The organism is Flavobacterium sp. ZB4R12 (assembly GCF_048276375.1).
GTDB lineage: Bacteria > Bacteroidota > Bacteroidia > Flavobacteriales > Flavobacteriaceae > Flavobacterium > Flavobacterium gawalongense.
This window is the reverse complement of sequence record NZ_JBLNKS010000007.1, coordinates 105,550-118,282: the sequence shown is the minus strand read 5'-3', so window position 1 is coordinate 118,282 and position 12,733 is coordinate 105,550. Positions and strand designations below refer to the sequence as shown.

The following is a 12,733-nucleotide window of genomic DNA, read 5'->3' as shown; positions in this document are numbered from 1 at the left end:
TTGTAAATCCGTTTTATCCACTTTCCAAAATTAGATTTACCGAATCAAAAAATAAATATCATGTCAAAAGAAATAAAATCAGTAGAATACGGACTAGAAAAAATATTTGAAGGAGCACAGGATTTCCTTCCGTTATTAGGAACCGATTATGTAGAATTCTACGTAGGAAATGCAAAACAATCAGCGCATTATTATAAAACCGCTTTCGGCTACCAATCATTGGCCTATGCAGGATTAGAAACCGGAGTAAGAGACAGGACGTCTTATGTGCTAAAACAGGATAAGATCCGCATCGTATTGACCACGCCATTGACTCAAGATTCTCCGATACACGAACATTTGAGAAAACATGGTGACGGGGTGAAAGTAGCTGCACTTTGGGTAGAAGATGCCACTAGTGCTTACGAGGAAACAATGAAGCGTGGCGCTCGCTCTTTTATGGAGCCAACAGTTGAGAAAGATGAATTTGGAGAAGTAGTACGTTCAGGAATTTATACCTATGGAGAAACCGTGCATATTTTTGTAGAACGCAAAAATTATAACGGTGTTTTCCTCCCTGGATATAAGGAATGGAAATCCGATTACAATCCAGAGCCAACAGGATTAAAATACATTGACCACATGGTGGGCAATGTAGGTTGGAATGAAATGAATATCTGGGTTAAGTTTTATGAAGAAGTAATGGGATTTGTGAATTTCCTTTCTTTTGATGACAAACAAATTAATACCGAATATTCGGCCTTGATGAGTAAAGTGATGTCGAATGGAAACGGAAGAATTAAATTTCCAATTAACGAACCTGCCGAAGGAAAGAAAAAATCACAAATCGAGGAATATCTGGACTTTTACGGCGGACCTGGAATTCAGCATATCGCTATTGCAACGGATGATATTATCAAAACGGTAACGCAATTGAAAGCAAGAGGAATCGAATTCTTGTCAGCTCCTCCGCATACCTATTATGAGGCGATTCCGGAGCGATTGGGAGCGCATATGAAAATGATGAAAGAAGATTTAAATGAGATAGAGAAACTAGCCATTATGGTCGATGCCGATGAAGAAGGGTATTTATTACAAATTTTTACGAAACCAGTACAAGACCGTCCAACACTGTTTTTTGAGATTATTCAGAGAATGGGAGCCAAAGGTTTTGGTGCAGGAAATTTTAAAGCTCTTTTTGAGTCAATTGAACGTGAACAGCAATTACGAGGAACGCTGTAAAAAAGCATTTTTTTTGCATTATGTGAAAAAATAACCGACGAACGGCATGTTTGTTTACAAATGTTGTGTTAAACTTTGTTTTGGACTAAAATAACTGGATTTGTTAGCTACCTTTGCACTCGCAAAAAGGGAAGGGGTGGTTTCCTTCCTGATTTCATATAAATTTCATAGTTTATAGTTTTTTGGTTAGTTAATAGCATAAAAACTCAGTCATTATTTGACTGAGTTTTTTTGTTTTGATATATTTGGAACAAAATTTGCTATTATTGAAAAATAAATAGAAAAACGAGGTGATGAAAAAAATAACCCTATTCCTTATATTATTAGTAACTGTAAGTTTTGATTCTCCAAAAGAGGATGCTTACGGTGTGGGGGAATGGTTTAAGTTCAGGATTCATTACGGGATAGTCAATGCGGGTTATGCCACGCTGGAAGTAAAAGACGCTACCCTAAACAATAAAAATATTTTTCATGTAGTTGGTAAAGGATATACGACAGGAATGTCTCGTTTTTTCTTTAAGGTAGACGATTTATATGAAAGCTATATTGATAAGGATACCAGAAGTCCATACCAGTTTGTCCGAAAAATTAACGAAGGTGGCTACACCAAAAATCAAGAAGGTTTTTTTAATCAATCTACAAATAGAGTTCTTGTCAAGGATTACAAACACAAGACTGAGAAAACACTTTTCGTTCCTAAAAATACACAAGACATTTTGTCTGCTTTCTATTATTTAAGAAATTATCCCAGTATTGACAAGTTAAAAATAGGAGAATCAGTTGCGATTGATATGTTTTTTGATGATGAAACCACAAAATTTAAACTCAAGTTTATAGGTCGTGAAGATATTACAACTAAATTTGGTGTTGTTTCAACAATGGTTTTTAGGCCTTTGGTGCAATCAGGACGCGTTTTTAAAGAACAGGAAAGTCTAACCGTTTGGATTTCAGACGATGATAATAAAATACCCTTGCGAATTAAAGCAAGTCTGGCTGTAGGATCAATCAAAGCAGATTTAGATCAATACAAAGGATTGAAGAATCAGTTTAAAACAAAATATAATGGACAATAATGAGAATTCTGAAGTAATTTTAAAAGAAATTGAACTTAAATACCAAGCAATAAACCAGAAAACCGAGACGCATTTAGAAGGATTGCTTTGGTCTAAGCCGATAACTTATTGGGATTATATTCACACAGATGCATTATTAAGTCTTCAAATTCAAAGAACCACCCTTCCGGATGAAATGGTTTTTATTATGTATCATCAGGTTAATGAATTAATATTCAAGATGATACTTTGGGAAATGAATCAAATTTCTTATTCTGAGAACATAAAGACTGATTTTTTTACCGAAAGGTTAATGAGAATCAGTCGCTATTTTGATATGCTAACAACTTCTTTCGGTATTATGGAAGATGGAATGGAAGTCGATCAATATATGAAATTTAGGAATACCCTTACTCCGGCAAGTGGTTTTCAAAGCGCGCAATATAGATTAATAGAGTTTTCTTCTACGGATCTAATAAATCTTGTAGATCACCGTTATAGAGATTCAATTGATAGGAATACTCCGTTCGAATTTGCTTTTGAACACTTGTATTGGCAAGCAGCCGGAAAAGAGTATCACACCGGTAAAAAATCATTTTTGCTGGAGGAATTTGAAAGAAAATACAAAGGAATGTTTTTGAAACATATGGAGGAATATAACACCATAAACATTTGGCAAAAATTCAAGCAGCTCCCTGATTTAGATCAAAAAAATTCAGAGTTAATTAAAGCGATGCGTCATTATGATCATACTGTAAATATTACTTGGGTTATGCAACATTTGAATGTCGCTATAAAATATATAGATCAAAGCGGGAAAGGAAATGGAGAAGCTACAGGAGGAAGTGACTGGAAAAAATACATGCATCCAAAATACCAACGTAGAATATTTTTTCCAGAATTATGGTCGGTAGATGAGTTGGCACATTGGGGAGAATAAAATAATTAGAATGCAAAAAAAATATAGTTTGAAACAAGTATTAATAACAATTATAGTGTTGTTTTCTTTAGTTTCTTGTAATAAATCCGATGATGTATTAGAAAAAGAAATTATAAAACCAGCAGTTAAGAAAATTGAGTTTGGGTTTAAATATTCTGATTTTAATGTAGTTCAGGATACTATTAAAAAAGGAGATACTTTTGGTACTATTATCGAAAATCAAAATATTGGTAATAAGAAAGTGTATGATATTATTAAAAAAGTAAAGGATACATTTGATGTTAGAATAATTAGAATAAACAAGCCATATACACTCCTTAGATCAAAAAACAAAACAAATAAGTTGCAGGTTTTTATTTATCAACCGGATGCAATGAATTATTATGTTGTCGATTTGCGAGATACAGCTGTGGTTGTATATAAAAAGACAAAACCTATCACCATTAAGACCCGTACAATAGGAGGATTGTTGAAGGGTTCTTTGTCTGAAACTTTGGAAGGGGCTAATGTAGAAGGTGCGTTGGCGAGCAAAATATCTAAAATTTATGCTTGGTCAATCGATTTTTTTAAGCTTAAAAAAGGAGATCGATTTGCTATTACTTTTACGGAAAGATATATAAATGACACTATATATGATGGAGTAGACAGTCTTAAAGCCGCTTTTTTTGAATACAAAGGAAAAATAATTTATGCATTTCCCTATGCTCAAAATCCTTCATCCAATAAAATAGAATATTATGATGAAGAAGGGAAAACATTGAAAAATTTCTTTCTTAAAACACCAATAAAATTTAGTAGAATATCTTCTCGTTTTTCAACTAATCGATTCCATCCAGTACAACAAAGATGGAAAGCACATAAAGGAACCGATTATGCTGCGCCATACGGAACCCCAATTACAACTACTGCGGCAGGGACTATAGAGCAAACAGGTTTTACGGCAGGAAATGGAAATTTCGTAAAAGTAAAGCACAATGGTACGTATTCCACTCAATATTTACACATGTCAAGAATCTTGGTACGACGTGGTCAGCATGTCAATCAAGGCCAGGTTATAGGTCGAGTAGGAAGTACTGGTTTAGCAACAGGCCCTCATGTTTGTTATCGATTTTGGAAAAATGGCGTTCAGGTAGATGCGTTACGACTTAAATTGCCTAACGGCGAACCAATGAGCGGTAGAAATAAAGATCAGTTTTTAAAGGTTATTATTCCTTTAAAATGGCAATTAGATAGTGTTTCTAATTTGTAAGAGAATTGATTTATTTAGTTAAAAAGGTGTGTTTACACTGGAAAGCTAAAAGCAAATCTGGATTTTACCATAAAAATAGGATTCGGATTTAATTATAGGTTCTTTTCTGTCCTATTTAAGGGATTACTATTTTGGCAAAATCGCCTTAAATTGTTATATAATTGTAAACACATTTATCATTAAAACTAATTTCAGTATTTTTGCCAAAAATTAAACAAAACTACAATCCAAATATAAATGGCTTTAAATACAATAAACCCAACAGAAACGATTGCTTGGAAGAAACTACAAATGCATTACAACGAAATGCAAAAAGTTTCGATGCAAGAAATGTTTCTATCTGACACTTCAAGAACTGAAAAATTCAATTTGAAATGGAATGATTTTTTAATTGATTATTCTAAAAACATTATCAATCAGGAAACTCTTGATTTATTACTTGAGTTGGCAGAGGAAACAGGGCTTAAAAATGCTATTTCAGACTATTTTGACGGAGGAATTATCAACCAAACTGAAAATAGAGCGGTACTTCATACTGCCTTAAGAGCCAAAGAATCCGCTATTGTAAATGTAGAAGGACAAAATGTAGTTCCTGAAATTTATGAGGTAAAAAATAAAATAAAAGCATTCACTAACGAAGTAACTTCAGGACAAAGAACTGGTTTTACAGGAAAACCTTTTACTGATATTGTAAATATAGGGATTGGTGGTTCAGATTTGGGGCCTGCAATGGCTGTTGAAGCATTACAATTTTATAAAAATAATTTAAACGTTCATTTTGTATCGAATGTTGATGGGGATCATGTGAATGAAATTATTAAAAAATTAAATCCGGAAACCACTCTTTTTGTTGTTGTTTCTAAAACATTTACAACGCAGGAAACATTGACCAATTCTGAAACTATCAGAAAATGGTTTTTACAATCAGCAAAACAAGAAGATGTGGCAAAACATTTTGTCGCGGTTTCTACCAATATTGCAAAAGTAACGGAATTTGGGATTAACCCTGATAATGTATTCCCAATGTGGGACTGGGTTGGAGGTCGTTTTTCTTTATGGAGCGCTGTAGGGCTTTCAATAAGTCTAGCGGTAGGTTTTGAGAATTTTGACGAATTATTAAGTGGTGCTAACGAAATGGATGACCATTTCAAAACTGCTGATTTTGATAAAAATATACCAGTGGTTTTAGCTTTATTGAGCATTTGGTATAACAACTTTTTTGGAGCAGAAAGCGAAGCTTTAATACCTTACACACAATATTTACAAAAACTGGCACCTTACTTACAGCAAGGAACAATGGAAAGTAATGGAAAAAGTGTTGGTCGTGACGGGAAACCGGTAAATTATCAAACAGGAACTATTATTTGGGGTGAGCCAGGAACCAATTCACAACATGCTTTTTTTCAATTAATTCACCAAGGAACCAAGTTGATTCCTACTGATTTTATTGGCTTTATAAAACCATTATATGGCGATGAAGACCATCATGATAAATTGATGTCTAACTTTTTTGCGCAAACCGAAGCCTTATTACACGGAAAAACGAAGGAACAAGTTCAGGGAGAATTCGATAAACAAGGGCTTGCTGCAGATAAAGCTGCGTTTCTTTTGCCATTTAAAGTTTTTGCAGGAAACAAACCTACGAACACCATTTTAATACAAAAATTGACTCCGAAAACCTTGGGTTCTTTGATTGCATTGTATGAACACAAAATTTTTGTTCAGGGAATCATCTGGAACATATTTAGTTACGATCAATGGGGAGTTGAACTTGGGAAACAATTAGCCAACTCAATTTTAGAGGAGATTAACAGTAAAAAAGTAAAAAAGCACGATTCTTCCACAGCTTATTTGTTGAATCACTTTCTGTCGAATAAATAAAATTTGATTAAAGCGAATCAAGTTGTAAGGTTTAAAAAATAATTTTTTAAATTACAGTTGCCAAAAAGCCCCGATTTTATAAAATCGGGGCTTTTTTATGCAAGTAGTTCTATAACAGTAGTTTTTTATCGCAAACTTTATTTTTTGTTTTTATCTTGTTTGTAATATTTTTATGATAAGTAATAAGCATTATATAATGCCGTATTTTGTTTTTTCAAAGTTGGTTACAACTAGTATTGATACTGCGAATTAATCAATTTTATCATGCGACAACAAATCATTCCGATTACTTATATATATAAATACGCATAAAAAGAACAATTTCCAGTTTAGAGCTGATATTTTAAATTTTACTAATTTTATAAATAAAGATTGGGGTATTTCACAAAGAGTTACAAATGCTAATGTTTTGAATTTCAAAGCAGCTACAGCAAATGTGCCATTTTTTCAATTAGCAACTCAGACGGAAGATGATGGAACTAGAATTTTAATTAAAGATACTTTCCAGAAAAATGCTTCAACTTTTGATGTTTGGCAAGCACAATTTACACTTAGATATATTTTTGGTAAATAATTACCTGAAAAAATATCAAAAAATTAAAACCACACATTAATGTGTGGTTTTTTTATGCCTTTTTTTCTTATATTTGTTAAAACAAAAACAAGTTATATGTACGAATTTATTCAAAAATTTCATTCCGGTTGGGCTTATTTAACACTTTTAGTATTAGTGATTGCAGTTGTTAATTCCTTTATTGGAATGTCTTCTAAAAAAGAATTTACCGCAAAGGATAGAAAAATTGCATTATTTGGACTTATAGGCACACATACACAATTATTAATTGGTTTAATTTTATATTTCGTTTCGCCAAATGGATTTTCTAATATTGGTAATTTAGGAATGGGTGAAGTAATGAAGAATGCAGCTCTTAGATTGACTGTTGTGGAACACCCATTAATCAATATTGTTGCAATTACTTTAATTACTATAGGATGGTCAAAACATAAAAAGTTAACGACTAGTGAGTCAAAATTCAAAACGTTTTCTATTTTTTATGGTTTAGGATTATTACTTATTTTAAGTAGAATTCCATGGTCAATGTGGTTTTAAAAAACCGGTTAAAGCTCTAGAAATAGGGCTTTTTTTATCTAGGTATGGTTTTTGTAAAATAGATTTAACTAAAAAGATAAAAATGAAAAAATCAATAACATTATTTTTTTTGGTGGCAATTATTAGCATAGTCAGCAGCCAAAGTTCCTTGGATAGACAAAAAGCCACAGTACAAAAAGACACTCTCAAAAAGAGCAAAATAGCAGTTGAACAACAAGAAAACAAATTAGACTCTTTAGTTACTTCATTGGGAAAATTCAAAATCTATAAAAAAGAGGCGCATGCATCTTATTATGCCGATAAATTTAATGGAAGAAGAACCACAAGCGGCAGAAAATTTGATAACAATAAATATACTGCAGCACACAAAAAACTCCCGTTTGGGACAAAAGTGAAAGTAACCAATGAAAAAAATGGGAAGTCCGTAATTGTAGAAATTACAGATAGAGGCCCGTTTGTAAAGTCTAGAGAGATTGACCTCTCAAAACGCGCATTTATGGATATTGCTTCCAATAAAAGCAGTGGAGGAATACTGGTAACAATAGCAGTATTGAGTAATTAATCACCAATTTTTGTAAGGATTATTGCTTAAACAGGCATTGTAATATCGAGTGTCGCCAGTTACTTCATGACCTAACCAATTCGGTTTCTCAAAAGTCTCCGTTTCAGATTCAAGTTCAATTTCAGCAACAATCAATCCTTCATTTTCGCCATAAAATTCATCAACTTCAAATACATGATTTCCTCGTTTTATCTCAAAACGGGTTTTGTCGATAACGCCTTTCTCACATAAAAGCAATAATTTTTTAGCTTCATCAAAGGGAATTTCTTTTTCCCACTCAAATCGAGACATCCCAGCATCATTTGAAACTCCTTTTATAGTCAAATATCCTTTGTTGCCTTTTATGCGTACGCGTACTGTACGTTCTGGAACCGAGCTTAAATACCCTTGTGCAATACGATTTTGGGCGAAAGCGACTGCCTTGAACGAATCGTCTTTAACTAAAAATTTTCTTTCTATTTCAATCATTTTACCGTTGAATTTTAGATTTTAAGCTGTGTGCTAATTAGTAATTTCAAATGTATCAAATATTTTTAATTACAATTGGTTTCATTTAATATAAAACGTGCATAAATTTGTGTCATGTCCGAAATAATTCCAAATAGAAAAATCATACACGTCGACATGGATGCCTTTTATGCTTCTGTGGAGCAAATGGATAACCCCTTATTACGGGGAAAGCCTATTGCCGTAGGAGGCTCTGAAAACCGAGGGGTAGTGGCAGCGGCAAGTTATGAAGCGAGGAAATTTGGAGTTCGTAGTGCTATAAGTGGAGTTATGGCCAAGAAAAACTGCCCGGAACTCATTTTCATAAAACCACGATTTGACCGGTATAAGGAGATTTCAACTAAGATTCACAAAATTTTTCATGACTATACGGATTTGGTAGAGCCATTGTCTCTTGATGAGGCCTATTTAGATGTTACCAATAACAAAAAAGGGAATCCCAGCGCTACTTTATTGGCACAGGAAATAAGACAGCGCATTTTCAGCGAAGTAGGTTTGACGGCTTCGGCTGGAATATCGGTCAATAAGTTTGTGGCTAAAATTGCCAGTGATTATAATAAACCCAACGGACAAAAAACGGTCAATCCGGAGGAAGTGATTTCATTTCTGGAAGAATTACCCATTCGAAAATTTCATGGCGTTGGAAAAGTTACCACCGAAAAAATGTACCAACTGGGAATTTTTACCGGAGTAGAATTAAAAAGTAAATCATTGGAATTTTTGGAGAAACATTTCGGTAAATCAGGAAGTTTCTATTATAATGTTGTGAGAGGGATTCACAATAGCGAAGTGAAATCAAATCGAATTACAAAATCAGTCGCAGCAGAACATACTTTTGATGTTAATCTGTCTTCTGAAATTTACATGTTAGAGCAGCTTGGGAATATTGCAAATGCATTAGAAAGAAGATTAAAAAAATACAATGTTGCGGGGAAAACAATCACATTAAAAATTAAATACAGTGATTTCACGCAACAAACCCGAAGCAAAACTTTGCCTTATTTTATTTCTGATAAAGCATTGATATCAGAAGTCGTAAAAGAACTGTTGTATCAAGAACGGATGAAAGATTCCGTCAGATTACTGGGAATTTCTTTAAGTAATTTAAATACTGAAGAGAAGAAATTTGTTGTCGTACAGTTAAAATTTGACTTTCAATTAATAATGGGTACGTTCAACAATGGTTAAAGTCTGAAATTTGTTGTTTTGTTTTTATAAATAAAATTACATTTGGTTCTTGAAGATAAAATATCATGAATAATTTTAGACAATATGAAGAGGCTATTGCTAAGTATCACAAATGCTTAAGCATAAAAACACTTCCAGTTTTTTCTTGGGATTTCCATCATGAATTTTTACATGAATTAAAGAATTCCTTTTTGGATTTAAGTAAACTGAATTCTATTGCTTCCCAAAATAAATGGATTCAGAACAATTGGGATTTAAAAACAAGGATCAAAGAGGAAGTAATAATTGTAACGGATGCTAAATTGAGTATCGTTTTTGCTTCTCATAACATGGTAAAAATGAATGGCTATGCATCAGCGGAAGTTGTGGGTAAAAGTCCTAAGATGTTTCAAGGTCAAGAGACTAATTAAGATACTTCGAATGAAATTCGTAAAGCTATCGAGTTAAAACTACCATTCGAAAAAACGGTTTTAAATTATAAAAAAAACGGAGAAACGTATCTTTGTGAGATAAAAGCATTTCCAATTTTTAATGCAAAAGGGGAATTATCACACTTTATCGCTTTTGAAAAAGCGGCATAAACGAACAAAACCCTTCCGTAGTTAGAAAGGGTTTTTGTTACTGAAATATTTTTTATTGAATTAGTCTTTACTGGACAGTTTGGATAGTAATCTTAGGAATTCAATGTATAACCAAACTAAAGTAATCATCAATCCCATAGCCCCATACCATTCCATGTATTTTGGCATTTTTTGTTCGGCTCCTTTTTCTATTCGATCAAAATCCAAGAACAAATTCAAAGCGGCAATAATAATTACAAAAATACTGATTCCAATACTCATCGTCGAGTTGCCGTGATGTACAGGGACAAAGTTGGTAAACATAGAAAACAACCAAGATATCAGGTAATAAGTCGCAATGGCAAGTGTAGCTGCCACAACAACTGATTTGAACTGCTCTGTTACTTTTACAATTTTATATTTATACAATCCCAAGCAAACCATAAAAGTCACAAATGTTGCCCCAACGGCTTGAATCACAATCCCGGGATACATAGCTTCAAATATTGCCGAAATTCCACCGATGAATAACCCTTCAAATAAGGCATATCCAGGAGCTAGATACGGAGAATATTGCGGTTTGAAAGCAGAGATTACTACTAAAACAAGTCCAATGATAGCACCGCCAATTGCCGGAACCATTGGGTTCATGCCATTAAAAGTCAACCACCAAATTACCGTTGCTGAAGCCGTAAGAAGTAAAAATAGAATTAAACTCTTATTGATAGTTCCTGACAAAGTCATTTCTTGATCGTAATCAATTAGAGTTGCTTGATGTACTTCGTCTTTTTTTGAAACTGTTGTTGACGAAAAAGTTTTATTATTTAAAAATGGATTTTTAGAATTGAAATTCATAGTTGGTCTGATTTTTTGTTCATCAAATATAAATTTTATTTTGCGGAAGAATGTTTAATTGTTCTTAATTTTTTTCAAATGAAAATGGAGGTATTTTCACGTTTAGATTAAAATCATAAAAAAATCCGTCCAGTTTGTTAACGGGACGGATTAATATATTCAAAATAACTTAAAACTATTCTATTTCAGAAACTCTCAAGGTGTTAACCATTCCTTTATCTTTAATAGGCATTGCTGCTAAATTGATAAGAAAATCGCCTTTTTGAACAAAGCCTTTTTGTTTTACAATTTCGTTTATGTCAGTCACAGTATCATCAGTACTTACTGTTTTTTCATAGAAAAAAGATTTCACACCCCATAATAAATTTAGTTGTGTAAGGATTCTTTTATTAGATGTAAAAACTAAAATATGTGAATTTGGTCTCCAAGCCGAAATTTGGAAAGCGGTATAACCACTATTAGTTAATGTACAAATAGCTTTCGCTTTGATAACATTAGCCATACTTGCAGCATGATGACAAATGGTTTTAGTAATAAAACGTTTTGTTTTTATCTGTGGCGTATTTTGTGGTACTTGAATAAGCGGAGAATCCTCAACTGCTTCAATGATCTGAGTCATTTTTTGAATTACTTGAACTGGGTAATTACCAGTAGCAGTTTCTCCTGAAAGCATTACAGCATCTGCACCATCCATAACTGAATTTGCAACGTCATTCACCTCTGCACGTGTTGGCGTAAGGCTGGTGATCATTGTTTCCATCATTTGCGTAGCAACGATAACCGGGATACGAGCTGTTTTAGCTCTGCGAATCAATTCTTTTTGAACTAAAGGGACTTCATGAGCAGGAAGTTCAACTCCTAAATCTCCACGAGCAACCATCAAAGCGTCACAATACGCAACAATTTTGTCAATATTTTCTAATGCTTCTGGCATTTCTATTTTGGCAACAATTGGAATTTTATATTCTGAATGTTCTGCAATTAATTCCTGTAAGTCTTGTAAATCTCTTGGTGTTTTTACAAATGATAATGCAATCCAATCTACATTTTGTCCAATAGCAAAAATAGCATCTGCAATATCTTTCTCAGTCATTGCAGGAAGAGATATTTTTGTATTTGGTAGATTTACTCCTTTTTTAGATTTCAATTCACCACCTTGAATTACTCTTGCTATAACTTCTGATTTTTTATCAGTCTCAACGATTTCGAAAATAAGTTTCCCATCATCAAGCAAAATTCTTTCCCCTGGATTTACATCATTTGGAAAGTTTTGGTATTTCATGAATACTTTTTTTGCAGTGCCAAGGATATCTTCGGCTGTAGTAAATGTAATTAAGTCTCCATCATGTACAACAACCCCTTCTTCCATAACTCCTACACGAAGTTTAGGTCCTTGTAAATCCCCTAGGATTGCAGTAGTGTAGCCAAACTCTTCGTTTAGACCTCGTATCAGATTTATTTTTTCTTTTACATCTTCGTAGTCAGCATGTGAAAAATTAACTCTAAACACATTTACACCTGCGTCAATCATGTCTTTTATGATTTCTCTAGTACTGCATGCAGGCCCAAGTGTGGCTACAATTTTAGTTTTTTTGTTTGTAAGCATT

At 33.2% G+C, this 12,733-nt stretch carries 14 protein-coding genes; 11 read left to right on the top strand and 3 right to left on the bottom strand.

Annotation, left to right across the window (positions count from 1 at the left end; all coding sequences use genetic code 11):
- Window positions 1-60 precede the first annotated feature (60 nt).
- The 8 genes from hppD (at window position 61) to ACNO7W_RS06890 (ending at window position 8,016) form a co-directional block, all read left to right on the top strand.
- The gene (gene hppD, locus ACNO7W_RS06925) at window positions 61-1,221 is read left to right on the top strand and encodes a 4-hydroxyphenylpyruvate dioxygenase (RefSeq protein ID WP_417937536.1); all 1,161 of its coding nucleotides are present in this window, start codon (window positions 61-63) and stop codon (window positions 1,219-1,221) included.
- A gap of 293 nt (window positions 1,222-1,514) precedes the next feature.
- Entirely contained in the window at window positions 1,515-2,294 is a 780-nt protein-coding gene (locus ACNO7W_RS06920; protein ID WP_417937535.1) for a DUF3108 domain-containing protein, read from the top strand.
- Window positions 2,284-3,213, top strand: a complete 930-nt coding sequence (locus ACNO7W_RS06915; protein ID WP_417937534.1) for a tryptophan 2,3-dioxygenase family protein — start codon at window positions 2,284-2,286, stop codon at window positions 3,211-3,213. Before ACNO7W_RS06920 ends, ACNO7W_RS06915 begins: the two co-directional genes overlap by 11 nt.
- Before the next feature lie 10 nt (window positions 3,214-3,223).
- Window positions 3,224-4,462 carry a peptidoglycan DD-metalloendopeptidase family protein gene (locus ACNO7W_RS06910; protein ID WP_417937533.1) on the top strand — a complete coding sequence of 413 codons (1,239 nt, stop codon included), beginning with the start codon at window positions 3,224-3,226 and terminating at the stop codon, window positions 4,460-4,462.
- Window positions 4,463-4,699: 237 nt separating this feature from the next.
- Window positions 4,700-6,343 (top strand): glucose-6-phosphate isomerase, encoded by a 1,644-nt coding sequence (gene pgi, locus ACNO7W_RS06905; protein WP_417937532.1) that lies wholly within the window; start codon window positions 4,700-4,702, stop codon window positions 6,341-6,343.
- A gap of 409 nt (window positions 6,344-6,752) precedes the next feature.
- The gene (locus ACNO7W_RS06900) at window positions 6,753-6,917 is read left to right on the top strand and encodes a hypothetical protein (RefSeq protein ID WP_417937531.1); all 165 of its coding nucleotides are present in this window, start codon (window positions 6,753-6,755) and stop codon (window positions 6,915-6,917) included.
- 96 nt (window positions 6,918-7,013) lie between these two features.
- Window positions 7,014-7,454 carry a hypothetical protein gene (locus ACNO7W_RS06895; RefSeq protein WP_417937530.1) on the top strand — a complete coding sequence of 147 codons (441 nt, stop codon included), beginning with the start codon at window positions 7,014-7,016 and terminating at the stop codon, window positions 7,452-7,454.
- 82 nt (window positions 7,455-7,536) lie between these two features.
- Window positions 7,537-8,016: a septal ring lytic transglycosylase RlpA family protein gene (locus ACNO7W_RS06890; RefSeq protein WP_417937529.1), complete on the top strand. Its 480-nt coding sequence runs from the start codon at window positions 7,537-7,539 to the stop codon at window positions 8,014-8,016.
- On the opposite strand, the gene ACNO7W_RS06885 is transcribed toward ACNO7W_RS06890, so the two are convergent.
- Entirely contained in the window at window positions 8,017-8,484 is a 468-nt protein-coding gene (locus tag ACNO7W_RS06885; protein ID WP_417937528.1) for a CYTH domain-containing protein, read from the bottom strand.
- A 114-nt stretch (window positions 8,485-8,598) separates the two neighbouring features.
- Here ACNO7W_RS06885 and dinB point away from each other — a divergent pair, with 114 nt between their 5' ends.
- The 3 genes from dinB to ACNO7W_RS06870 all read left to right on the top strand — a co-directional run bounded on the left by dinB (window position 8,599) and on the right by ACNO7W_RS06870 (window position 10,292).
- Entirely contained in the window at window positions 8,599-9,711 is a 1,113-nt protein-coding gene (dinB, locus tag ACNO7W_RS06880; protein ID WP_417937527.1) for a DNA polymerase IV, read from the top strand.
- Between the two features lie 65 nt (window positions 9,712-9,776).
- Entirely contained in the window at window positions 9,777-10,121 is a 345-nt protein-coding gene (locus ACNO7W_RS06875; protein ID WP_417937526.1) for a hypothetical protein, read from the top strand.
- Window positions 10,122-10,136: 15 nt separating this feature from the next.
- Complete coding sequence (locus ACNO7W_RS06870; RefSeq protein WP_417937574.1) at window positions 10,137-10,292, top strand: PAS domain-containing protein; 156 nt, start codon at window positions 10,137-10,139, stop codon at window positions 10,290-10,292.
- 60 nt (window positions 10,293-10,352) lie between these two features.
- On the opposite strand, the gene ACNO7W_RS06865 is transcribed toward ACNO7W_RS06870, so the two are convergent.
- Both ACNO7W_RS06865 and pyk read right to left on the bottom strand, forming a co-directional pair.
- Complete coding sequence (locus ACNO7W_RS06865; RefSeq protein WP_417937525.1) at window positions 10,353-11,126, bottom strand: Bax inhibitor-1/YccA family membrane protein; 774 nt, start codon at window positions 11,124-11,126, stop codon at window positions 10,353-10,355.
- A gap of 175 nt (window positions 11,127-11,301) precedes the next feature.
- Window positions 11,302-12,732: a pyruvate kinase gene (gene pyk / locus ACNO7W_RS06860; protein ID WP_417937524.1), complete on the bottom strand. Its 1,431-nt coding sequence runs from the start codon at window positions 12,730-12,732 to the stop codon at window positions 11,302-11,304.
- Window position 12,733: the final 1 nt, after the last annotated feature.